General features: G+C 40.5%; 21 protein-coding genes. 20 read left to right on the top strand and 1 reads right to left on the bottom strand.

Features of this window, described 5'->3' with window-relative positions:
• Positions 1-248 precede the first annotated feature (248 nt).
• The 16 genes from D4N35_RS01680 to D4N35_RS01610 all read left to right on the top strand — a co-directional run bounded on the left by D4N35_RS01680 (position 249) and on the right by D4N35_RS01610 (position 18,762).
• Positions 249-791: a cobalamin adenosyltransferase family protein gene (locus D4N35_RS01680; protein WP_120068938.1), complete on the top strand. Its 543-nt coding sequence runs from the start codon at positions 249-251 to the stop codon at positions 789-791.
• A 100-nt stretch (positions 792-891) separates the two neighbouring features.
• Entirely contained in the window at positions 892-1,125 is a 234-nt protein-coding gene (locus tag D4N35_RS01675; RefSeq protein ID WP_120068935.1) for a hypothetical protein, read from the top strand.
• Between the two features lie 1,081 nt (positions 1,126-2,206).
• Positions 2,207-2,941 (top strand): phosphoadenylyl-sulfate reductase, encoded by a 735-nt coding sequence (locus D4N35_RS01670; protein ID WP_120068933.1) that lies wholly within the window; start codon positions 2,207-2,209, stop codon positions 2,939-2,941.
• Positions 2,942-3,340: 399 nt separating this feature from the next.
• Complete coding sequence (gene sat / locus D4N35_RS01665; RefSeq protein WP_120068930.1) at positions 3,341-4,528, top strand: sulfate adenylyltransferase; 1,188 nt, start codon at positions 3,341-3,343, stop codon at positions 4,526-4,528.
• Positions 4,529-4,567: 39 nt separating this feature from the next.
• Positions 4,568-5,173, top strand: coding sequence for an adenylyl-sulfate kinase (cysC, locus tag D4N35_RS01660; RefSeq protein ID WP_120068928.1), 606 nt, complete (start codon positions 4,568-4,570; stop codon positions 5,171-5,173).
• A 43-nt stretch (positions 5,174-5,216) separates the two neighbouring features.
• Positions 5,217-6,128, top strand: coding sequence for a sulfite exporter TauE/SafE family protein (locus D4N35_RS01655; RefSeq protein ID WP_120068925.1), 912 nt, complete (start codon positions 5,217-5,219; stop codon positions 6,126-6,128).
• 603 nt (positions 6,129-6,731) lie between these two features.
• Positions 6,732-8,477 carry an ABC transporter ATP-binding protein gene (locus D4N35_RS01650; protein WP_120068922.1) on the top strand — a complete coding sequence of 582 codons (1,746 nt, stop codon included), beginning with the start codon at positions 6,732-6,734 and terminating at the stop codon, positions 8,475-8,477.
• The gene (locus D4N35_RS01645) at positions 8,474-10,219 is read left to right on the top strand and encodes an ABC transporter ATP-binding protein (protein ID WP_120068919.1); all 1,746 of its coding nucleotides are present in this window, start codon (positions 8,474-8,476) and stop codon (positions 10,217-10,219) included. Before D4N35_RS01650 ends, D4N35_RS01645 begins: the two co-directional genes overlap by 4 nt.
• A gap of 155 nt (positions 10,220-10,374) precedes the next feature.
• Positions 10,375-11,292, top strand: coding sequence for a YcnL family membrane protein (locus D4N35_RS01640; protein WP_235870249.1), 918 nt, complete (start codon positions 10,375-10,377; stop codon positions 11,290-11,292).
• 396 nt (positions 11,293-11,688) lie between these two features.
• The gene (locus tag D4N35_RS18005; RefSeq protein ID WP_164876235.1) at positions 11,689-11,847 is read left to right on the top strand and encodes a hypothetical protein; all 159 of its coding nucleotides are present in this window, start codon (positions 11,689-11,691) and stop codon (positions 11,845-11,847) included.
• A 243-nt stretch (positions 11,848-12,090) separates the two neighbouring features.
• Positions 12,091-13,332: a diaminopropionate ammonia-lyase gene (gene dpaL, locus D4N35_RS01635; protein WP_120068917.1), complete on the top strand. Its 1,242-nt coding sequence runs from the start codon at positions 12,091-12,093 to the stop codon at positions 13,330-13,332.
• 26 nt (positions 13,333-13,358) lie between these two features.
• The gene (locus D4N35_RS01630; RefSeq protein ID WP_120068914.1) at positions 13,359-14,522 is read left to right on the top strand and encodes a M20 aminoacylase family protein; all 1,164 of its coding nucleotides are present in this window, start codon (positions 13,359-13,361) and stop codon (positions 14,520-14,522) included.
• A gap of 358 nt (positions 14,523-14,880) precedes the next feature.
• Positions 14,881-15,417: a hypothetical protein gene (locus D4N35_RS01625; protein WP_120068911.1), complete on the top strand. Its 537-nt coding sequence runs from the start codon at positions 14,881-14,883 to the stop codon at positions 15,415-15,417.
• A 363-nt stretch (positions 15,418-15,780) separates the two neighbouring features.
• Positions 15,781-17,349 (top strand): Vga family ABC-F type ribosomal protection protein, encoded by a 1,569-nt coding sequence (locus tag D4N35_RS01620; RefSeq protein ID WP_120068908.1) that lies wholly within the window; start codon positions 15,781-15,783, stop codon positions 17,347-17,349.
• 176 nt (positions 17,350-17,525) lie between these two features.
• On the top strand, positions 17,526-18,266 hold the full coding sequence (locus D4N35_RS01615) for a type II toxin-antitoxin system Phd/YefM family antitoxin (RefSeq protein ID WP_120068906.1): 741 nt from the start codon (positions 17,526-17,528) through the stop codon (positions 18,264-18,266).
• Positions 18,267-18,498: 232 nt separating this feature from the next.
• The gene (locus D4N35_RS01610; protein WP_120068903.1) at positions 18,499-18,762 is read left to right on the top strand and encodes a YesK family protein; all 264 of its coding nucleotides are present in this window, start codon (positions 18,499-18,501) and stop codon (positions 18,760-18,762) included.
• A gap of 542 nt (positions 18,763-19,304) precedes the next feature.
• On the opposite strand, the gene D4N35_RS01605 is transcribed toward D4N35_RS01610, so the two are convergent.
• Entirely contained in the window at positions 19,305-20,789 is a 1,485-nt protein-coding gene (locus D4N35_RS01605; protein ID WP_120068900.1) for an MDR family MFS transporter, read from the bottom strand.
• Positions 20,790-20,944: 155 nt separating this feature from the next.
• On the opposite strand from D4N35_RS01605, the gene D4N35_RS18000 reads away from it, so the two are divergent.
• The 4 genes from D4N35_RS18000 (at position 20,945) to D4N35_RS01590 (ending at position 23,057) form a co-directional block, all read left to right on the top strand.
• On the top strand, positions 20,945-21,085 hold the full coding sequence (locus D4N35_RS18000) for a hypothetical protein (RefSeq protein ID WP_164876255.1): 141 nt from the start codon (positions 20,945-20,947) through the stop codon (positions 21,083-21,085).
• A gap of 217 nt (positions 21,086-21,302) precedes the next feature.
• A complete protein-coding gene (locus D4N35_RS01600) occupies positions 21,303-21,956 on the top strand; it encodes a TetR/AcrR family transcriptional regulator (protein ID WP_120068898.1) in 654 nt (217 codons plus the stop codon).
• Positions 21,949-22,134 carry an HU family DNA-binding protein gene (locus tag D4N35_RS01595; RefSeq protein ID WP_120068895.1) on the top strand — a complete coding sequence of 62 codons (186 nt, stop codon included), beginning with the start codon at positions 21,949-21,951 and terminating at the stop codon, positions 22,132-22,134. The genes D4N35_RS01600 and D4N35_RS01595 overlap by 8 nt, the downstream gene beginning before the upstream one ends.
• Before the next feature lie 5 nt (positions 22,135-22,139).
• A complete protein-coding gene (locus D4N35_RS01590) occupies positions 22,140-23,057 on the top strand; it encodes an ABC transporter ATP-binding protein (protein WP_120068892.1) in 918 nt (305 codons plus the stop codon).
• Positions 23,058-23,059 lie beyond the last annotated feature (2 nt).

Genomic DNA, 23,059 nt, shown 5'->3' with positions numbered 1-23,059 from the left:
GTCTTTTTTTCTTCAAATAGAATCAGCCATAATCTGGAAATTCAGTCACTTACCCTAAGTATAGAAAATCAATGCTTGACTATGCTTTTTATTCTTTATGCAACGCTAGTGCAAAAATTTCAAATCAAGAAGTTGTTGATATTCTGGAGGAAAGTTATACGAAACGGCTTTATTAAATAAGTTGGCAAAGTGCTGTATGATGCATTAAAATGGATTTTTTCCGTGAAAGATAGAAGGAGGAATGAACAATGGGAAAAAAGGACCTAAGGTATCTTTGCTATCCTTACATGCGTGAATCTGCTTCAACCGTCGATTTTGAAATCAGGACTGATTCTTTAACGACACGCATTGGGCTGGCAGCCTCGCTCACTAAAGATATTCCGGTCGTTCATGAAGATTTAATGTACTTGCTTCCAATGGTCTATCATTTAAATGGGTCCGTCCGCGGCAACATGGCGATTACTCAGGAAGATTTAAGCCGTTTAAGCGAGATGTACGATGTTTATGTCGAAGAGGTGAAAGATCAGATTGACAGATTCCTGCTTCCGCAAGGGACAACAGCAGCCTGTGTCCTTCATACGTGTCGCAGCGAGGCGAAAAAGTCTGTTCGCGCTTTACATAAAGTGAGTTTGGAACAGGAGGTACCGAAACTTTTATTTGACTACACTCACCTGCTTGCAAATGTCCTGTTCGTCATGTCTGTCTATGTAAACAAATTGAATGGCATTGAGGAAATTCCGTTTGTCAGCAAATCCTATCCTGTTAGGAAAAGAAGCAAAGCGGGGAAATAGTTTAGTGCGTTTCCCCATCATCCTCATCCATCTCTGAATATTATTGAGGGTTAAAACTGATGATAATACACGAATAGGATAATAAAAGGAGAGATTTTTAATGAACCTTGGTCAGCAGAAATTCAAGTCATTCATAATGGAAAGAATAAGGGAAGGTGAGCAGGGGAATGCGGAAGCATTGCTTGCTGAAAGCTTCCAGAAGCTGGATGAAAGAAGTTTTGATGAAGAATATTTAAGGAGCTTTATGCCACGGATGCAAAGCCTGTTAAAACCGGAACATGCCGAAGAAGTTGAAGCGATAATGAAAGAGTTTGGAGCGAAATTTTCCAGATAAACTGAACTAAACATTGTTACCATTCTTATTAGGAATAAATCGGCCGACAACCTGTTTCGATGAAAAAGCGCCTGCGCGGTCATCGGCGGGCCGATCCGATTAAATGATTATGTAATAAATTTCAAATTCATTTTATACTTATAAACTTACATTAAACGCACGGCCACGGGCACTATGAGCAGTCAAGCCCTAATTTATGTGTAAAAGTACATTAGTGTTTTCGACTTTTGTTAAGGTTTAATAGATATTCAGTCATTTCGGAGAGCCTTGTCCAGTGACCGTAATCAACGATAAGCCTCTTGCGCAGTCACTGGAAACACTGCCCAGTGACCGTAATCAGCGATAAGCCTCTTGCGCGGTCACTGGAGATGCTGCCTGTGAGTCTTTCATGGTGATCGTGTTTGGGAATTCCTCGCTAACTCTGGCACTATGAGCTTGTTCCTTCCTCTCCTAACTTTATATTCGCCGAATAAATATATGAAAACTTAATTCAACTTATATAGATAACAAACATGGACAGGGAACCCCCTCTGTCTTTTTTTTGCTGTTAAAGTACAAAATTTGAAAAGTCTTCAATATAGACAATGATGTTATATGTCCAGCTCCGACGTACAGGAAGTCCTAGTGCCGACGACGTACAGGAAGTACTAGTGCAAGCGAAGCGACAGGATGTCGCGTACTGAGCCTGCCGACGCCACAGGACGTGGCGGTTCAAGTCGGCCAGGCGCCATTGGCGCAAGGATCAAGCCGCAAGGAAGCTTATTCATGAAGAATGTGCTCCTGCGCCATAACCTTTTCGAGGAAGCCTTGTTTAGCTCGTCGCAAAGCTGCACGAAGCCTCTCAGTAATGCTTTAACACGGTGTGATTTAAATTAGCTGCTTTGCTGTGGGGCTGAAGAACTGCCTCATCAAAATTCGCCTTGTGCTTGTCTCCTAAGGCTGCACGCCTTGCGCTTTTCTTAATTTGCCCTGGCGCCTTGGGATCGGATTAAATATACAGGCTCATTACATGTAATGGGTGAATAGGTTAACAAGGGAAAGAGCCCATAAGGGATAAATTTAGAAGCTTGGAGTGGAATGAATGAGTATCCCGCTGATCAGTTACAAAGAGTTTGAGGAAGATCCCTTTAAAGATTGGATACCTTCGGATGAAACAAAAGGCGCTGTAAAAGTTTTACAGTGGGCGTATGATTCCTACAAAGACTCTATTATTTATGCGTGCAGTTTTGGTGCAGAAGGCATTGTATTAATTGACCTCATTTCCAAAATCAAACCAAATGCACAAGTTGTCTTTTTGGATACCGGAGTACATTTTAAAGAAACGTATGAGCTGATTGATACAGTAAAGGAAAAATATCCTGATCTCCAGATTCAGTTGAAACAGCCTGCACTAACTTTAGAAGAGCAGAGCAAGCAATATGGTCCTGAACTATGGAAAAGCCAGCCGGATCTTTGTTGTTACATTCGAAAGGTGAAACCTTTGGAAGAAGTATTACACGGCGTTCCGGCCTGGATCTCCGGTCTGCGGAGGGAACAGTCCTTGAGTCGGAAGGATATAGATTTTGTAAACAAGGATGACCGGTTTCAGTCAATTAAGGTATGCCCTTTAATTTATTGGACTTGGGAAGATGTTTGGGCGTATATACGGCAAAATCATTTGCCTTATAATCCTTTACACGAAAAGGGATACCCGAGTATTGGCTGCGAACCGTGCACTTCACTTGTAACAGATGACCGGGATTTTAGAGCAGGAAGGTGGGCCGGATTTCATAAAACAGAGTGCGGTCTCCATACTTCCGATAATAGGCAAAATTAACTTTTTCATGGTATAGGAAATTATAAAGCACTTAGGTTGTTGATAATTCATTATCTTTTTGTGCTACGTCCGGCTCCAGCGCCTATCGACTAGCAGACTTCACGCTTAATGTGCTCCTGCGGCGCAGGTTATTCGGAGAAGTATAGGCTCACCTCGTCGCAAAGCTGCACGACGCTAACTCGAGGAAGCATCACACGGGGCAATCTCAAGTAGTAGCTTTCCTACGATAAGTCAACATCGCTCCGCTCCGCTGCGCGTGTTTCCTTTATCTCATCAGAAGCGCTCCAGTCTGTACGTCGATAAGCAGGCGCTTGCGCCTTTGTTTTCAGGGAACCAAATATAAAACTCTGTTTATGCCCTCAAGTGTTGGAATAAGTGAAAAAGATGGAGGTTGAGCCAATGTCTGTAACGATACAAAAAGAAGAAAGCTCCATTTTGCCCCATGGAGGCGATTTAATTCAGAGAGAATTAGTTGGTTTGCAAAGAGAAGCTTATTTAAAAAAAGCTGATTCGTTAAAATCATTAAAGCTTGATGCTTGGGGGTTATCGGATTTAGAGCTTATTGGCATTGGAGGATTCAGCCCTTTAAATGGATTCATGGGACAAAAGGATTACATCCGTGTCATAGAAGAAATGCGTCTTGCCGATGGGACGCTTTGGAGTATTCCGATTACTCTCCACGTTTCCGGGGAAGAAGCAGATGAATATGAAATTGGCACCGACATTGCCCTTACCGGAGAGGACGATATTGTTTATGGTGTACTTCATTTACAGGAAAAATACAGCTATGACAAAGAAAAGGAAGCGAGACTTGTATTCGGGACTGTGGACACCGCACATCCGGGTGTCAACAAGATATATGAAAAAGGTGAAGTGTATCTGGCAGGGCCAATCTATCTATTAAACCGTCCGAACCATACCCCTTTTGAAGAATTTTATTTAACACCGAGGGAAACACGGAACATGTTTGCCCATTTAGGATGGAAGACCATTGTTGGATTTCAAACAAGGAATCCTGTTCATCGTTCCCATGAATATATTCAAAAATGTGCCTTGGAATCTGTCGATGGGCTATTGTTAAATCCACTGGTTGGTGAAACGAAGGCAGATGATATTCCAGCAGAGATCCGCATGGAAAGTTATCAAGTGGTTCTTCAACATTATTTTCCAACCGACCGTGCCAAACTGGTTATTTATCCGGCTGCAATGCGTTACGGCGGCCCCAGGGAAGCTATTTTACACGCCATAGTCCGTAAAAATTATGGATGCACGCATTTTATCGTTGGGCGTGATCACGCAGGTGTCGGTGATTATTATGGCACCTATGAAGCCCAAGAGTTAATTTCACAGTTTGAAGAAGAACTGGGAATCCAAATATTTAAATTTGAAAATGCCTTTTATTGCACGAAGTGTGAAAACATGGCCACCGCAAAAACGTGTCCGCATGATGAAGAGTTTCGCGTCCTTTTAAGTGGAACAAAGGTAAGAGAAAAACTTCGGAATGGAGAAGATCTCCCAAAAGAGTTTTCCCGTCCCGAGGTTGCAGCCGTGCTTGTCAAAGGCTTAAAGCAAAAAGAATTAATATGATCCGGGTGCAATTGATGAAAAAGTTTTAGGAGGAAGCAAATGAGTACATCCCCCAATATCGTGGTGTGGCATGAATCGGCAGTGTCAAAGGAAGAAAGGCAAAAGCGAAATGGCCACCAAAGCGCTGTACTGTGGTTCACAGGCCTGTCGGGATCAGGAAAATCCACATTATCCGCCTTGCTGGAGAAAGAGCTTTTCCAGTCGGGTGCACACACTTATCGATTAGATGGAGATAATATTCGCCACGGTTTAAATAAAAACCTGGGCTTCAGTCCCGAGGACCGCACGGAAAACATCCGTCGCATAGGGGAAGTTTCAAAACTTATGGTTGACGCAGGAATCATCACACTATCGGCATTTATTTCGCCATACCGTAAGGACCGCGACCAAGTGCGGTCCATATTGGAAGAGAACGAATTTATTGAAGTCTATGTAAAATGCAGCTTGGAAGAATGTGAAAAGCGCGATCCGAAAGGTCTTTATAAAAAAGCGCGTGCAGGCAAAATCAAAGGATTTACAGGGATTGATGCTCCTTATGAAGAGCCTGAGGATCCGGAAATAACGATAAATACTGAACTGCTGTCATTAGAAGAGTCGGTTCAGCTCATTATTAAATATTTGAAGGATAAGAACTATATAGTTTAGCAGCAAAGATTTCAAACCCAATTTTTTATGAGGGAAGAGAAATATGAAAAAACTGATTGTTTTAGCTATTGTCGGTTTCCTTGCACAGCTTATAGACGGTGCGTTGGGAATGGCATATGGAATATCCTCAACGACTCTTTTATTAGCGTTTGGCATTGCCCCTGCGGTTGCCTCTGCCACCATACATCTGTCTGAAGTAGCTACGACTGCCGCTTCAGGAATAGCCCACTTTAAATTTGGAAATGTGGATAAAAGAATGTTGTATCGTCTTATTATCCCCGGTTCTATAGGGGCGTTTGCGGGCGCTTGCTGTTTAAGCCATTTGCCGGGCGAAATTGTGAGACCGTATATTTCAGCTTTTCTATTACTGTTAGGCTTCTACGTGGTTTTTCGATTCTTGTTTAAATTTAAGAACAGCGAGACAAAGGAAGCCAGAACAATATCTGTCAAACAGTCGATTCCATTGGGGTTAGTTGCAGGTTTTGCCGATGCAACCGGCGGCGGGGGCTGGGGTCCGATTGCCACACCCGTTCTTCTTTCAAAAAAAGGGATGACGGCCCGGAAAGTAGTTGGAACGGTTGACACAAGTGAATTTGCAATCGCTGTTTCGGCCACTCTCGGATTTCTGATTTCATTGGGATGGGGAAAGATCAACTTTCTTTGGGTTGGCGCTCTTGTTATGGGAGGCATTATTGCAGCACCTATCGCGGCATGGTTAGTTCGAAAAGTGCCTGCTCAATTAATGGGTATTTTGGTTGGGGGATTTATTATCCTCATCAATGCACGAACGATGTTAAATTTCTGGGTAATAAATGAATCGTATACGGCTCCCATTTATGGAACCATTTTGCTCGGTTGGGCAATCGCTGTTTTTGCCGGTGTACGCAAAATGAAGGCAGACAAAATAAATAAGAAGGAAAGAAGAGCATTGATCAGTAATATAGGGAGAAATTGATAAGAATTCTTTCCGATGACAAATCTCAAAAGTATTCACCTATACTTTGGCCTCCAGATTCAGATAGGGGGCATTTTTTATGTCCGTATTATGGAGAAAAGGGGATGGTCTTACTGCTTTATTAGATTTGATATTTTCAAATTGAATGGTGTATACCGCAGCTGATAAGGTGTACGGGAATGATAGCGAAAAATCTCAAATAAAAAATCACCTAACTGTTGACAATTATTTGAAAAGGATGATAATATTCAAGAACACTAAATACTTTTTCAGTAAAATATTGGTTACCCCAAGATTTTCCAGGGAGGCACAGATAATGTTTTTTCGTACATTGAACGCCCAATCCAATTTTATATATAATCCAAGCCTGGTTCATTGCATCAATTGATTGTCAACCTGATAAAAAGGGATGGATGAAACTTCTATACCCAATTTAAGCTGCATACTCTTTTAGGGTATGCGTTTTTTGTTACTAAATATATTGAAAAAGTTCCAAAAAGGAGTAGATGGTCATGTCCAAAATTCAAAAAAGAATGTTATGCGAAGAAAAGTTGCTTGATAGCGGGTAGCCACTTTTACAACCTATGAAAGAAGGTTTGATCCATGTTTGATGTTTTGGGGAAGTTGGGATGGTTTTTTGGCCGGTATTGGCAGCAATATACGGTAGCCGTTGGCTTATTGATCATTGCCAATGCGCTTGAAGTTGTTCCGCCGTATTTGCTAGGCAATATCATAGATATTATAACCGCCGGTGAAATGACAAAGGCCGTATTAGGCCAATATATGCTCATTTTTGCCGTCATCATTGTCGGAGGATATATTTTAAATTTTATTTGGGAATATCGCTTATTTGAAGGGGCCATCAATCTCGAAAAGTTGATGCGGCGTAAGTTAATGCTTCATTTTTTAAAAATGACGCCGACCTTTTACGAAAAAAATCGTACGGGCGATTTAATGGCACGTGCGACGAATGATTTGAATGCTGTTTCATTGACGGCAGGCTTTGGCATTATGATACTCATCGACTCCACTTTATACATGGGCGCCATCATTTTTGCCATGGGCTTTATGATCTCATGGAAACTGACATTATTCGCTATGCTGCCTGTGCCGATTATGGCAGTGCTGATCCAATATTTTGGCAGGCTTGTGCATGAACGTTATATGAAAGCGCAGGATGCGTTTGGCGAGATGAACGACAGTGTTTTGGAATCAGTGGCAGGAGTGCGCGTCATTCGGGCATATGTACAAGAGAAGGAAGATGAAGCAAGGTTTGCCGACATGAGTGAAACCGTCTACGAAAAAAACATGGAAACAGCCAAAATAAACGCTTTATTCGGGCCGATAACGAAATTCGGAACAGGAATCAGCTATGTCATCTCGCTTGGATACGGCGCATTTTTAGTATCAAATGGGGAAATGACAGTGGGACAGCTTATCACATTCAACGTATATTTAGGGCTTGCTGTCTGGCCTATTTTCGCTATTGGCGAATTGATTAATGTCATGCAGCAGGGAAATGCATCACTGGACCGGGTACTGCAAACCCTTGGCTATAATGCGGATGTTCAAAATAGTAAAAAAACGGTAGAGCTTAAAAAGCCGAATGCGCTCGATTTTAAAAATCTGGAGTTTCAATATCCAACGAGCCAGGTGAAAAATTTACAGGAAATTTCTTTGTCTTTGAGAAAAGGAGAAACACTGGGGATTGTCGGAAAAACAGGGGCAGGAAAAACGACATTTCTAAGGCAATTATTGCGCGAATATCCGCTTGAAAAAGGGCAATTAACGATTGATGGGGTTGAAATAACTTCGCAACCAAAGGAACAGATCCTTGATTGGATCGGATATGTACCACAGGATCATGTGTTATTTTCCCGTACCATTCGGGAAAATATTTTATTCGGTAAGGAAGATGCAACGGAGGCTGAATTGAGGAAAGCCATCCGCCTTGCCTCCTTTGAAAAGGATTTGAAAAATCTCCCAATGGGACTCGAAACACTTGTGGGTGAAAAAGGGGTTTCCTTATCAGGGGGACAAAAGCAGCGAGTGTCCATTGCACGTGCGCTCATTAAAGATCCTGAAATACTCATTCTCGATGATTCCCTGTCAGCCGTTGATGCCAATACAGAAGCCAGTATTATCAAAAACATTCAAAATGAAAGAAGGGGCAAGACAACCATCATTACGACACATCGTTTATCGAGTGTACAGCACGCAAACCAAATTATCGTTCTCGACGAAGGACGGATCATCGAGCAGGGAACACATGAGGAGCTCATTCAACAAAACGGCTGGTATAAAGAACAATTTGACCGCCAGCAGCTGGAGGTGGACGGCGGCTCATGAGCACGGGTAAACGATTGACGGAATATGCCATGTATTTTAAACGGCCCATTTTTCTCGGATTATTTTTCTTAACCGGGGCAGTTTTTACAGAACTTTCGGGCCCGTTTATTGCCAAACATATCATAGATGAGCATATGGAATTGGGAAAAATTGAAGCAGGGCCGATTGCCTGGCTGCTTTGTTTGTTTTTAATGTTAGCGATAGCCACAGCCATCTTGCGTTATTTCATGTTTATCTATTTGCAAATAGGAGCGAACCGGGTTGTACAAAAGCTGCGCCAAGACATATTTGGCCATATTCAAACTTTGCCTATCCAGCATTTTGATCATCTTCCGGCTGGAAAAATTGTCGCGCGCGTGACAAATGATACGGAGGCGGTGAGAAATTTATATGTCCAGGTACTTTCCAATATTGCGACAGGTCTTATAACGGTAGCCGGTGTGTACGTGGCGCTGTTCATTTTAAACTGGAAAATGGCGATGATTGCACTCGGCTTGCTTCCACTCGTCTATATTTGGATGATTTTGTATAGAAAATATGCTGCGGAATACAACGCTGTGATTCGCACCAAAATCGCTGATCTCAATGCCCTGATTAATGAATCTATTCAGGGCATGCCCATCATTCAAGCCTTTCGGCGCGAAAAGCAAATGACGAAAGAATTCGATGAGATGAATGAAGAGCATTATACGTATCAGCGAAAATTGTTGTTCCTGGATTCGGCTACTTCCTTTAATTTGGTGAGTACGATTCGCTTGATGATGTTTGCCATTTTCATCCTTTACTTTGGAACCAAATCGATTTCGGGATCGGCAATCGTAACTGCGGGTACTTTATACGCGTTTGTCGATTATTTGACGAAATTATTCAACCCGATAACGACGATCGTCAATCAGTTTTCCCAGCTTGAGCGCTCGCTTGCCGCCGGGAGCCGGGTGTTTGAAGTGTTGGATATAAGTGGGGAAAAGGTGTCGGAGGATACAATGCCAAGATACGAAGGGCATGTTTTTTTCGACGATGTCTCTTTTGCATACAAGGACAACGAATATGTTTTGAAAAATATTACCTTCGAAGCGAAACAAAGCGAAACCGTGGCGTTGGTAGGGCATACGGGTTCCGGAAAAAGCTCGATTATGAATTTATTATTCCGCTTCTATGATCCAACGAAAGGAAAGATATTTATAGACGGGGTAGACATAACATCCGTGCCGAGACAGGCGATACGCCAGCATATGGGCATTGTTTTACAAGATCCATATTTATTTACCGGAACTGTTTTCTCCAATATCAGTTTAAACAACCCAAGAATTACACGGGAAAAAGCAGAAGAAGCATTGAAAGCGGTTGGGGGAGAACGCGTACTCAATCTCAAAAAAGGCATGGATGAGCCGGTTGTTGAAAAAGGCAGCACCCTTTCTTCCGGCCAGCGTCAGTTGATCTCATTTGCGCGGGCGCTTGCTTTTGATCCCGCGATATTAATATTGGATGAGGCAACATCCAATATTGATACAGAAACAGAGGAAATCATCCAGCATGCGATGGATGTCCTGAAGAAGGGGCGTACAACCTTCATCATTGCCCACCGCCTGTCTACCATAAAAAATGCCGACCGTATCCTCGTATTGGAACGGGGTGTGATCAAAGAGCAGGGAACCCATGATGAATTATTGGCGCAGAGCGGCATATACAGGCAAATGTATCAAATGCAGGCCGGGTCACTTAACAGAAAAATAATCGTATGAACAGACAAATTATTATGCTGTCCTTGCAATAAGTTGATGAAGGAGAACAGCCATTTTGAGCGAATATATACTAATACCATAATGCAAAGGGATGAGGAAAAACATACCGTACGTTTATAATTTTAGAAGTCAATTTTTTCTGAGGAGACAGCCCCATGAAAACTTCTGTGCCGTGCCCTCAATGTGAGGTTCCTATTACGCTTGATGACTTTGAAGCCTTTTCTACGCCGTTTACAATGAAATGCCCGCACTGCAGGGTAAAACTAAAAGAAACAAGGGTCACCCCTTTCTTGCTGCTGATCTGTGCACTGATGATACCTCTGTTCATTTATTTAACAGAGCTAGTACAAAATTTTTTGTCAGGCTTCATTCCAGTTGTTGAAAAGATACCTCTGATCATTATTTTCTTTTGTGTCCTGTATCCTGTTGTTGCTCTATATGAACGTTTTAACGGACTGGTTATGTTTAATAAAGGAAATCTTCATTTGAAGCATTCGTACAACGAATTTTGGAAATGGTTTATCAAACATTCGGACGATTATTTTCACTTGAATGAAGAAAATCTGGATGCCGTGTTTCCGACCATCGAAAAACAGCTTTTAAAAATAAATCCTGCCCTGACTTTCGAGTTCAGCGCCGATCTAATTGATGGAAAACGGGAATTCATTATTAGTGCCGATGGAAATCTCGATGCATTTCCAGCTGTAGAAAAACTTGTACTGGCTGCACCAGTAATGGAAAATTTCAAAGTTGTTGCATTCCGTCAAAGAGAGGAAACTTCTGATATTCAGATTGGCGACGTCCATTTAAAACCTGAAAATATGTTTTTTACCTATACAAGGCTCGATGGATTATTGGATTTAGAGATATTTTTAAAAGACGCCGACCCTAACGATGATGACTGCCTGACTGCCGCTTTTATTTTGCTGGATTCAATAGTCGGTGAATATGACCTTGCTGTCAAAGTCGGCGACATAGAATTTCGACCATATGAAGAAAGCATATTTCTTAAGCCAATTTCCGAGCTCCCTGGTTTAATTGGTCAAATTAATGAAAAAAGTTCTCCTGTGTAGGGTAGTGACCCCTAAAAGTTAGAGTTTTATATTAAGCAGTCTGTTGGCTGGTATGGAGACGGCACTAAACCGGACTCATGCTAGCCAATTTCTGTTTGATGCGTTTAGTTAGTTGTAGTAAAAGACAAATTCGGTGTATATCTCCTTGCCATTGGTTTCATAGGTGTACCGACTTCACTTTGATCATTATTTGTTTTTGGCAATGTGGTGGGGTTAATGCGGGAGTTATGTATTTGATGAAACTAATTTTTTCTATTCATTACTTATTACAATACTAATTTTTCTTATCCAAGTAACTGGCGCACTTATGGAATAGGTAGTGTGCCTTTTCTTTAATCAGACCAGATTGTTGAATAGCGCAGGAGGTTTTTAAGAAAACCATGGAGGGATAAAAAGATGAAGCAAACAATAAGAGCAAGGATGTTGGGCATTTATGATTTGTTTTTGGCGACAGGCGCAATTTGGATAGGAGTTCAAATGGTGAAGTCAAATAGTGGGATCTTTGCCGAGGAATATCCTGATAGTTGGGCATCCAGGATGCTTACAGGCTCATAGGAAGCACCTAAGTTTGTTCCATAATAGGCATAATTCAACGTTATAAGCTCTTGAATGGCGCAGCAAACATTTTAAGATGTACCCACACATCCGCTTTGGCGGGCAAGGTAGCTAGGGGGCTTTTGGCAGTCCCGGTAAGAATTAAGCTGGTTTAAGGGCCGGCTTAAACTTACAGAATCTCGTTACTCTAGTGACGAGTAGTTCAAACATATACATCCTGAATTTATTTAAAGGAGAATAAAAATGGTCAATATAAGAGAAACAAAAACAGAAATTCAATATATTGTAAATGAAAATACAAGAAAAACAGATTCAGAGAAAGCATCCGCATCGTTTATGAATAGGGAAGTAGTTGAAAAGGTAAGAAACTTTCATAAAAGCTTTCCAGAATATAAAGTAACTCCTCTTCACAGCTTGGATAAGTTATCTAAACAATTTGGAGTTAGTAATATTTGGGTTAAAGATGAATCTTATCGATTTGGACTTAATGCGTTTAAAGTATTAGGTGGTTCCTACGCTATAGGTAAATATCTAGCAGCACGGTTAGAAGTTGATATATCTGAGCTTTCTTTTAAAAAATTAAGAAGTAAAGAAGTTAAAGAGAAATTAGGCGATATTACTTTTGTAACAGCAACGGATGGAAACCATGGAAGGGGCATCGCTTGGGCTGCAAACCAGTTAGGTCAAAAATCTGTCGTATATATGCCAAAAGGTTCATCGGAAATAAGATTAAACAATATCCGTAAAGAAGGAGCAGAAGCTTCCATAACAGATTTAAAATATGATGATACCGTTCGGTTGGCAAGCCAAAAGGCTAAAGAAAATGGCTGGGTCTTGGTGCAGGATACGGCCTGGGATGGATATGAAGAGATTCCAGCTTGGATTATGCAGGGTTATCTAACGATCTTAGATGAAGTAATGGAGCAGATTGCTGAGGCTGGTAATGATCGACCAACACATGTATTTTTACAAGCCGGAGTTGGTTCTTTTGCAGGTAGTATGCTCGGATATCAAGTAGAGAAATTTGGAGAGGAACGTCCTATTACAGTAATAGTTGAACCAGATAAAGCTGATTGTCTATACAAATCTATAAAGATTGGCGATGGAAAACCCCATGCAGTAACGGGCTCTTTGAATACGATTATGGCAGGTTTAGCATGTGGGAAACCAAGTAAAACTTCTTGGGATATTTTAAAAGATTATGCCGAGGTCTTTGTTTCTTGCCCAGACTACGTGGCCTCACGAGGTATGCGAATTCTAGCAAATCCACTAGGCAGTGACCCGCATATTGTCTCAGGCGAATCTGGTGCAGCAATAGGTATAGGAATAGTTAGTCTATTGGCTGAAAATAGAATGCTTAATGATTTGAAAAAATCATTGAAACTGAATCAAGATTCAAGAATTCTTATTGTCAGCACTGAAGGTGACACTGATCCGGATCATTATAGAAAAGTTGTATGGGATGGAGCTTACCCATCTGTATAATAAACTTTTTAAATAGGAGTATTACTATGAATAATGAAGATTTTGAAAAACAGCTTATTGAGTGGAGGCAGTATCTTCATTCGCATCCCGAAAGTGCCTTTGAAGAAAGAAATACTTCTGAATTTCTTGCTAAAGTCTTAACAGATATGGGGTTAGAGGTTCACAGAAATATTGGTGGTACTGGAATCGTTGCCAATCTTACAGTGGGCGATGGTAAAGGGATAATAGGTATTAGATCAGATATAGATGCCATTAATCTAACAGAGGAGGGACAACATCCGTACACCTCCCGGAATCCAGGTAAAATGCATGCGTGTGGTCATGATGGACATATGGCTACAGTATTGGGTGCAGCCAAGTTATTAACGGAGCGCAAAAATTTTAATGGGACAGTTAGATTTATTTTTCAACCTGCAGAGGAAACGGGTAAAGGCGCTTTTGCCATGATGAAGGATGGACTTTTCGAACGTTTCCCCGTAGATGAGATTTATGGAATGCATAATATGCCAGGAATGCCTGCGGGATCAATTTCAACCCGTGCGGGAGGAATTATGGCAAGTGAGGATAACTTTGTGATCCGTATTAAGGGTCAAGGCTCGCATGCATCAAGTCCCCATATGGGAAAAGACCCAATCGTTATTGCGTCTGAAATTGTTCTTGCATTGCAAACTATTATATCCCGCAATATGAACCCAAATGTTCCTGCTGTTATTTCATGTACTGAATTTATCACGGATGGGATTCGCAATGCGATACCAACAAATGTAGTAATCAAAGGGGATACTAGAAGTTATACTCCAGAGGTGCAAAAGCTGCTAGAAGAACGGATGAGAACAATTAGTGAGGGAATTTGCAAAATAAATGGAGCGGAATGTCAATTTGAATACACTCATGAATTCGCACCAACAGTTAACTGGGCAGAATGTGTTGATAATGCGGTAAGAGCAGCCCACAATGTGGTTGGTGAAAATAAGGTGGATGGAAATTGTCAACCGTGGATGGCTTCTGAAGACTTTGGTGCGTTTTTACAAAAGGTTCCTGGTTGTTTTGTATTTATAGGAAATGGTGACGACTCTGATGGAGTCGGCAATGTTCCGCTTCATAACTCGCGCTATGACTTTAATGATAAGATCCTAAAAATTGGAGCAGAGTACTTCGCAGAGTTAATTAAGGTCAGACTTCCAAAGTAATCCACTGATATTTTAGATGCTATTATAGCTTAGATATTATTATCTGCTGGTTAGATTTCTCCCACGATCGGGCACTATTTTTGAAGTGTCCCATTGGCACCATCAGGCTCACTTTTCAGAAGGAATACGGGAAATTCAGGGATGTATGATGCAGCGGTGCAGCCGTTTGGAAAGAGCTTCAAGCATCAGCTTTTATCCATAATGTTCTCCAAAGTACCGAATCTGTCAAAGAGGCATCGGGAACTATCGAAAAATGCATGAGATTGGCAAGGAATGTGGAAGATTCCTTGCGCTTATGAATATTTTTCACATGAGGCGGAAAAATACCATCCATAAACATTGTTGGAGGTTTTTACCGATGGGGCAAATTGTTTCATGGATTATATTTTTGGCTCCCTGGCTTTTATTGCTTCCCTTGGATTCACAGCGTGTAAAGCGGTTTATGCCAGTATGTCTATTTATGGCTGTTTTATATACAGTTATTTTCCAAATGGCTGAAGTGTGGAATTGGTGGGAGGTTCACGAAGCAAACAACATATTTTTTCTTACCAACATTTCGTCTTTTGTATATGGCTTTCTGATCGTTACAACCCTCTATATGTTTTATTTTACCTATCCAAATCTATGGCTGTTCCTACTCTGCAACTGGATTATCGATTTGATTCAGGCGTTGATTATAAGTCCTTTTATCTTTCAAAAGGTTGGCCTGTATTCAATGAAGAATATGTCTAATTTTGGACTCTTTGTTATGATTGCCGTTACTGTACCGATTGTTTATTTATATCAAAGATGGCAAGAAGGCGCTTTTGAAGAAAAAAATGAGGTGTCCTTGGCGGAACTTCTGTTTAAACGGGTTTTTCAACCGAAGAATCCGGTTCCAAGTCGCCAAAGGTAACCTATAATCTAGTTGAAGGCGGTTGTTCAAATGAACAATTCAAAGAAATTCCCTGTAACATTTGACAATTTATAAAATACGATATAAAGTGGCAATAAATACATGAACGAAAAGGGTGAACCAACTAAATGAAGTACTAATCCTATTTACGAAAACCATTAATTGAAGGCATTTTTGAACAGAAGATTTCTGTCTTTTTTTGTTGCCTTCATTGGGAGTTTTCAGAATAGGATTGGTTTCTGAGTTGAGCGTAAAAGGGAGGGGTCTCTCTTTTTACTGTTCACCTTTATTTATGCCTCCTATTCTGAATGAAAGATAGGGGGCATTTTCTGTCCCCGGATTAAAGAGAATGGGGATGATAGGATGGCTTTATTGGAAGCAGCTAACATCAAGCATTATATCAAGGATCGTTTATTATTTGATATTGACCAACTGGAAATTCATAAAAATGACCGGATTGGTTTAGTTGGCCGTAACGGAAGCGGGAAGACAACGCTTTTGAATATTTTGTCGGGAAAATTGAAACCGGAACAAGGAATAGTCATCCAGCATGTGACAAATGAGCTTTTGCCGCAGTTGAAAAGGACGGATACAACCAAAAGTGGCGGTGAAGTGACGCAGGAATATATTAATGAGGCGCTTATCAAGAACCCTGAAATCCTGTTTGCAGACGAACCCACGACCAATCTGGATACAGAGCATATTGAATGGGTGGAAAAGAAACTGGCTGAGTGGCAAGGCGCATTTGTGATTGTGTCCCATGATCGCGCATTTTTGGACGCCCTTTGTACGACAATTTGGGAAATCAATGAAGGGAAAATAAAGGAGTATAAAGGCAATTACAGCGATTATGCAGAACAAAAAGAGCTGGAGCATCGTCAAAAGCAGCTGGCATATGAAAAATATGAGCAAAAGAAAAGACAGTTGGAAGACGCGTTGAAAACAAAAGAAAGAAAAGCTGAAAAAGCAACAAAAGCACCAAAGAAAGTGAGTAAATCAGAGGCGAAAATAACTGGTGCAAAGCCGTACTTTGCCAAAAAACAAAAGAAGCTGCAAAAGACGGCGAAGGCGATTGAAACAAGATTAGAGAAGCTGGAAAAAGTAGAGAAAGTGAAAGAGACCCCTCCACTGAAAATGAATTTGCCTAATGAAGATACATTTAAAGACCGAATAATCCTTCGTGCAGAGAATGTAACAGGTATTATAGGTAACCGTGTTCTTTGGAACAAAACAAGCTTTCATATCCGCGGCGGGGAAAAACTGGCAATCATCGGTCCAAATGGCAGCGGAAAAACCACCCTTGTGAAAAAGATGATCAACCAAGAGGAAGGGATCACGATTTCCCCATCCATGAAAATGGGCTATTTTAGTCAGAATTTAAATATACTGGATGTTGAAAAATCAATATTGGAAAATGTCAGTTCCACCTCAAAACAGGATGAAACATTTATCCGGACTGTACTGGCAAGATTGCAATTCTTTAGAGACGATGTTTATAAAGCGGTAGGGGTGCTGAGCGGCGGGGAACGTGTAAAAGCAGCCCTTGCTAAAATATTCTTGAGTGATGTTAATACTTTGATATTAGATGAACCGACGAATTTTCTTGATATAGAAGCTGTCGGTGCATTGGAGTCACTTTTAAAAGAGTATGAAGGGACAGTCATCTTCGTTTCCCATGACCGCCGGCTGATTGAAAATGTCGCAACTCGGATTCTCGCTATTCAAAATGGAAAGATTGACCTGTTTGAAGGAACCTTTAAACAATATAATGAGGATAAACGTAAAAAAACCAAGGATATCCACGAAGATCAGCTGCTCGTACTTGAAACGAAAATAACGGAAGTACTAAGCCGTCTAAGCATCGAGCCAAGTGATGAACTAGAAAGGGAATTCCAAAGACTTTTAATGGAAAAAAAGAAATTGGAGCGCTAAATCATCATTTTGGTCACATAAATGTTATCACATAAAATTTTTAACCCCCTCCAAGAGGGGGGTTCTTATTAACTGAAGTGTTTTTTTTATGTTTTATCTCTAGAAAAAATAATTTAGTAAATATAGAATGGAATTAACGATTTTAGCTATTTTAGCTAAAGGACAGGGGTGTTATAATGAAAGTTAACTCAACAGAATTGCAAAATAATTTTGGAAAGTACTTAATGCTGGCAGGACAAGAGGAGATTATCATTACCCGGAATGGTACAGAAATCGCTAAATTAACAGCGATGAAAGAAGCAACGGTAACTAATATAGATGGAACGAATACGGTTCATGAAAATGCATCGGATTACGGATATGGAGGAAAAAAAGCAACTTACGAAGAGTTTTTGCAATTACAGCAAAAATCTGAAGAGAGGTACGAATATATCGATGGGGAAATCTATTGGCTTGCTTCTCCACGAACTGCTCACCAAATTGCGATAACTGAATTACTAGTCATTTTTTATAACACTTTCCAAGGGAAAGATTGTACACCCATGGTTGCACCTTATGATATTGAACTAAGGAGAACTCCGGAAAACATTAATATTGTTCAGCCGGATCTCATGATTATTTGTGACCTTGAGGATCATTTAAATGAAAATGATTATTATAAAGGTGTCCCAAAACTTGTTGTAGAAGTACTTTCGAAAAGCACACAAAGAAAAGATTTAATTAAAAAACTTGATTTATATATGTCTTGCGGCGTGAACGAGTATTGGACCGTCAACCCTGACAATCAGGAAGTAACCATTTATCATTTTGAAGACAAAAACATTAGCCATTACACCACATTTAAAAAGAGCGAAACGGCACAATCTTTTATTTTTGAGGAACTTCGTGCTGAAATCGATAGGGTTTTTCGTTTATAAAAGACTTTGTTTTACTTTCATCTTTATGAAAGCTGTTTCTTGGAAAGCTGCCGTATGAAACATCGTTCTTCCATTTAGGAAGTAAAAGTGTCCAAAAATAATGCATAAAGTGTTCATTTTTACTTTGACGGTTACAGCAACCCATGTCATTCAACAAACGGGCCAGTTCGTGGAACAAGGATATTCTTTTAATTATCAGAATAGCCATATTTAAAAAGGGGGTAGATTACTTATGATGTTATCAGGACCATTGCTAATATCTCTAATACCAGGGTTTGTTATATTATTGGTTACGTGGTGGTTTCGGAAAATGAATTTTCCTTTGTCTGCACAGGTAATCCCCGGAATTTTAACGGTAATAGCCGCAATTGTTCTTTTCTATATTAGTTTCGTAAATATTAGGGGGTTTGAAGGGGCGGCTTACGGATTTCTTGCTTTTTTTTTGGTTATTTTCGCCATAATTTCTTTTGTAATAGCTAAAAAACCAATAAAATAAAGATTAATGAACTTTAAATCTGTAAAACAATTGGGCTAGATTGTGGAGTGTTTCCGCGTAAGGGAGGGTCTAACAATTGCTTTTTATGGTACTTTCTTATATACCAATTATCATTGGTTTAGTTTTGGTTGGTTTTGCTATAAATTTTTTGATTAAGGTTATGAATTTTTTAGAAATGAATTGCTAAATGAATTCATCAAGGTCATTAAAGACATAAAGAAAGAATAGAGAAGGGTTATCTATATGTAGTTGTTCAGCTAAAGGGCCCGATTGTTGAGTAACAAAGGTAGAAAATGATCAAACTTTATTATGAAAATTGTGATAGTGTTTCACAAATAAGGAATCCATTTTGAGCAATCTTTTTTTCAAAATGGATTCTTCTGTTTGCGGTAATATACGGGATTTGCGGAGTGTTTTTATCGAACTCTATATCAAAGCTACCACCCCCTTTCGGGGATGGTGCCGTTACGCTTTAGTTGATCGTTATGCTATTGACCCCTCAATTTCGGCGAGAGCCGAAGTGGGTCTGTTTTTATTTCCCGCTAATTGTTTGGAAGCTCGCCAGCTTCTTTTTCAGGTACTGCCCGGTAAACAACAAACGCCATGATGACTGCCGCCAGGGACATGGCAAAAGCAATAAAGTAGACGAGTTCAACACCGGCCACCATCGCTAATTTGATTGTAGCGGGGTTCTGCGGGCTACTTGCATTTTGTAAAAAATGAAGCTGTCTTGCGTTCATGATGCTGATAAAAACAGAAACGCCAATTGCACCGGCAACTGGTTGCAATGTTGTCATCACTGCCGTTCCATGAGGGTATAATCGTTTTGGAAGCTGATTTAATCCATTCGTCTCTGCAGGCATCATGATGGCCGAAACAGTCAACATTAACAGGATATACCCGACAATCACGACCCATGGGGACGTGTCAACGTTTAATCGGCTCATCATAAACATCGTTCCGCTTAAAATAATTGTGGCGGGAATCATTAAAATGCGTGGGCCGAATTTATCGAAAAGATGCCCCATGAATGGTGACATGATGCCGTTTAAAATACTTCCGGGCAATAGAATTAACCCTGCTGTTGCGGCAGTTAAAGCCAATGGTCCCTGCATATAAATCGGCAAAATGATCTCCGAAGCAAACATCGCCATCATGATGATTAAAAACATCAAAACCGCATGCGTATACATCGGGTATTTAAATACCCTTAAATCCATCACTGGTTCTTCAAGTTTTAGCTGCCTGATGGAAAATAAAACGACACCTATGACTCCAACAGCAATCGCGATATAAACATTTGGGCTAAGAAAGCCCGCTTCACTCTCCCCGACAGCACTAAAGCCGTATACAACAGAACCAAACCCGATCGTTGAAAAGAAAATGGATAAGATATCAATCTTTGGTTTTGTCACTTCTGAGACATTGATCAGGTATTTATATGCAAACGCAATTGAGAAGACAGCGAACGGAATGACGGTAATAAATAAATAGCGCCATCCCAAATATTCAACGATAATACCGGAAAGAGTTGGGCCGATGGCTGGAGCGAACATAATGACCAGGCCTATGATTCCCATGATTTTTCCCCGTCTTTCCGGCGGGTAGATTAATAAAAATACATTAAAGATAATGGGCATAAGCAGCCCGGTTCCAATCGCCTGGATCAACCTTCCGATTAATAATACGGGAAAGTTTGGAGCAACGGCACTTATTGTTGTTCCGATGGTAAAAATGATCATCGTACTTAAAAACAATTGTCTTGTAGTGAACCATTGCAATAACAAGGCAGAAACCGGTATGACAACACCCATGACCAGCATGAAACCCGTCGCCATCCATTGTACGGTCGTTAACGAAATATTAAATTCATCCATTAATGTAGTAAGCGCGATATTCAATAAAGTCTCATTTAATATGGCAAAAAAAGCGCCAATGATTAAAGAAAGCATAATCGGCATTACTTTTACATTGGGGTCGTCAGCCAGGTACTCGTATTTCTTTGTTTGATTGTTGTTATCTTTCATGAATAAACTCCTTATATATCAAGATTAACATTGAATGTCGACCAGTTAGCAGCAGGCTTTGTTAAAATAACCATTCAATCATCCCCTTTGTCCCTATGTAATGGAGACAAAAAATGCCTCCTATCCAGACTCAGAATAGGAGGCATAAGGGTACAATGAAAGGGACGCATCCCTTTAAATCCCAGACCATCAAAGCCAATCCTATTCTGAAAACACCGCTTGAAGGCACAACAATTCAGTGCGGAATGTCTGCAATTCTGCACATCGCCTTCAATTGGTTTGCTTTCGAAAAATAGGATTAGTTCTTCATGGAATTGGGTCACCCTTTTCGCGTTATTATACAATGCTATCATAAGGTATGCATTCCGTTTTGTCAAAACATCGTGTTTTAATCTTTATGATTTTTCGGGTTGAGGCAAGTTTGAAAAAGTAAAATAAGTATTGACTTCCAATTTGCACCATGTTAGATTATTTATAGACCGACGGTCGGTCTATAATAATGGAGGTATATTGATGAGAGTTTCAAAAAATCCAGAAGATCGAAAAACTGAAATATTAAACGCGGCTGAGATGCTTTTTACTGCGAAAGGATATTCAGAAACAACCGTGAATGATATTCTGCGTGAAGTCGGCATCGCAAAAGGTACGTTTTATTATTATTTTCAATCAAAAGAGGAAGTGATGGACGCTATCGTCCAGCGCTTCATTGACAAAGGTGTCGAAGCTGCCAAAGCTATCGCAGCCGATCCGAGCCTGAAAGCAACTGAGAAATTATTTCAAATCATCATGGGCCAAAGGCCGGACGCCGATGGCCAAAAGGAGCAGATGATTGAAGAGCTCCATCAGGTGAACAACCCGGAGATGCATCAGAAAAGCCTTGTGGAAACGATTCTTCAACTGACTCCCGTCTTGACGGAAGTAATTGAACAGGGGATTCGGGAGGGGGTTTTTCAAACACCTTATCCAAAAGAAACAGTTGAATTTTTATTGGTATCTTCCCAATTTCTGCTTGATGAAGGGATCTTTCAATGGGAACCCCAGGAACAAATCCAAAAGGTCTTGGCGTTAACTCACATAATTGAAACAACCTTGGGCGCTGAAAGGGGCAGCTTTGCCTACATCCTTGGCATGTACAACAACGAAAAGGAGGGAAAATCGGATGAATAATTCAGAAGTGATTGCAAAAGTTTCAGAGAAATCGGGTGTAAATGCTGATGACTGCCAAAAGGTTTTGGAGGCTTTCGAAGATGTTTTAAGCGAAGAATTATCGAATTCAAAAGATATAAGCGGTGCATTCGATAAGTTTTTTAACGTATTAAGCTTTTTAAAAAACAAAAAAAGGTGATCATCATGGAAAATATGATCGTTGTCAAAGATTTTGTGAAAAAGTATGGCGATTATACGGCGGTTGACCATGTTTCCTTTGAAGTCGAAAGGGGCAGCATCTTTGCTTTTCTAGGTCCTAACGGAGCCGGAAAGAGCACAACAATCAATACGCTATGCACGATTTTTGAAAAAACCTCAGGAACGCTCCTTGTTGATGGAAAAGATGTAAGCACTCAAAAAGATGATGTAAGGCATCTTATTGGAGTGGTCTTTCAGGAATCCACCCTCGATCAAAAAATGACAGTTGAAGAAAATCTGAGGATGCACTGCCATTTTTATGGATTGCCAAGGTCAGTGATAGCCGAGCGCATTCATTTTGTACTGGAAATCGTTGATCTGATGGATTGGAAAAAAGCGATGGCCAGCAGCTTATCGGGAGGAATGAAAAGACGGGTGGAAATAGCGAGAAGTCTTTTGCATTTTCCGAAAGTGTTGTTTTTAGATGAGCCGACTACCGGCCTTGATCCCAAGACTAGAGCAAAAATCTGGGAATATATCACCAAGCTTCAAAAAGAAAAAAAGATAACGGTTTTTTTAACAACCCATTATATGGATGAGGCTGAAATTTGCAATAAGGTCGCCGTAATGGACCACGGCAAAATCATTGCGATTGACAGTCCATACGCATTGAAGCGGCGGTACACGAAGGACAAAGCCCATATAAAAAGCGCTGATGCGCCAAGCTTGGAGACTTTATTGAAACGGCATCGCCTGACATTTAAAAGAGAAGAAGACCACTTTTTCATTGAATTTGATGAACTTGAGAATTTTTTAAAGACACTGACAGAACATCAGCCGTACATCACAGATTTGGAGATTAAAAAAGGGACATTGAATGACGTATTTCTTGAAATAACAGGAAGGGATATAAGGGGGGATTGACG

The organism is Siminovitchia fortis, assembly GCF_003605365.2.
GTDB lineage: Bacteria > Bacillota > Bacilli > Bacillales > Bacillaceae_C > Siminovitchia > Siminovitchia fortis.
This window is presented reverse-complemented; position numbering and strand designations above follow the sequence as displayed.

Excerpts from the sequence above, each read along its gene's own strand:
- D4N35_RS18005 (WP_164876235.1), top strand. The coding sequence starts at position 11,689 with ATGAAGCAAACAATAAGAGCAAGGATGTTGGGCATTTATGATTTGTTT.
- D4N35_RS01670 (WP_120068933.1), top strand. The coding sequence starts at position 2,207 with ATGAGTATCCCGCTGATCAGTTACAAAGAGTTTGAGGAAGATCCCTTT.
- D4N35_RS01595 (WP_120068895.1), top strand. The coding sequence starts at position 21,949 with ATGAATAATTCAGAAGTGATTGCAAAAGTTTCAGAGAAATCGGGTGTA.
- D4N35_RS01600 (WP_120068898.1), top strand. The coding sequence starts at position 21,303 with ATGAGAGTTTCAAAAAATCCAGAAGATCGAAAAACTGAAATATTAAAC.
- D4N35_RS01640 (WP_235870249.1), top strand. The coding sequence starts at position 10,375 with ATGAAAACTTCTGTGCCGTGCCCTCAATGTGAGGTTCCTATTACGCTT.
- D4N35_RS01630 (WP_120068914.1), top strand. The coding sequence starts at position 13,359 with ATGAATAATGAAGATTTTGAAAAACAGCTTATTGAGTGGAGGCAGTAT.
- D4N35_RS01625 (WP_120068911.1), top strand. The coding sequence starts at position 14,881 with ATGGGGCAAATTGTTTCATGGATTATATTTTTGGCTCCCTGGCTTTTA.
- D4N35_RS01605 (WP_120068900.1), bottom strand. The coding sequence starts at position 20,789 with ATGAAAGATAACAACAATCAAACAAAGAAATACGAGTACCTGGCTGAC.
- D4N35_RS01620 (WP_120068908.1), top strand. The coding sequence starts at position 15,781 with ATGGCTTTATTGGAAGCAGCTAACATCAAGCATTATATCAAGGATCGT.
- dpaL (WP_120068917.1), top strand. The coding sequence starts at position 12,091 with ATGGTCAATATAAGAGAAACAAAAACAGAAATTCAATATATTGTAAAT.
- cysC (WP_120068928.1), top strand. The coding sequence starts at position 4,568 with ATGAGTACATCCCCCAATATCGTGGTGTGGCATGAATCGGCAGTGTCA.
- D4N35_RS01655 (WP_120068925.1), top strand. The coding sequence starts at position 5,217 with ATGAAAAAACTGATTGTTTTAGCTATTGTCGGTTTCCTTGCACAGCTT.
- D4N35_RS01650 (WP_120068922.1), top strand. The coding sequence starts at position 6,732 with ATGTTTGATGTTTTGGGGAAGTTGGGATGGTTTTTTGGCCGGTATTGG.
- D4N35_RS01680 (WP_120068938.1), top strand. The coding sequence starts at position 249 with ATGGGAAAAAAGGACCTAAGGTATCTTTGCTATCCTTACATGCGTGAA.
- D4N35_RS01675 (WP_120068935.1), top strand. The coding sequence starts at position 892 with ATGAACCTTGGTCAGCAGAAATTCAAGTCATTCATAATGGAAAGAATA.
- D4N35_RS01615 (WP_120068906.1), top strand. The coding sequence starts at position 17,526 with ATGAAAGTTAACTCAACAGAATTGCAAAATAATTTTGGAAAGTACTTA.
- sat (WP_120068930.1), top strand. The coding sequence starts at position 3,341 with ATGTCTGTAACGATACAAAAAGAAGAAAGCTCCATTTTGCCCCATGGA.
- D4N35_RS01610 (WP_120068903.1), top strand. The coding sequence starts at position 18,499 with ATGATGTTATCAGGACCATTGCTAATATCTCTAATACCAGGGTTTGTT.
- D4N35_RS01645 (WP_120068919.1), top strand. The coding sequence starts at position 8,474 with ATGAGCACGGGTAAACGATTGACGGAATATGCCATGTATTTTAAACGG.
- D4N35_RS01590 (WP_120068892.1), top strand. The coding sequence starts at position 22,140 with ATGGAAAATATGATCGTTGTCAAAGATTTTGTGAAAAAGTATGGCGAT.
- D4N35_RS18000 (WP_164876255.1), top strand. The coding sequence starts at position 20,945 with ATGAAAGGGACGCATCCCTTTAAATCCCAGACCATCAAAGCCAATCCT.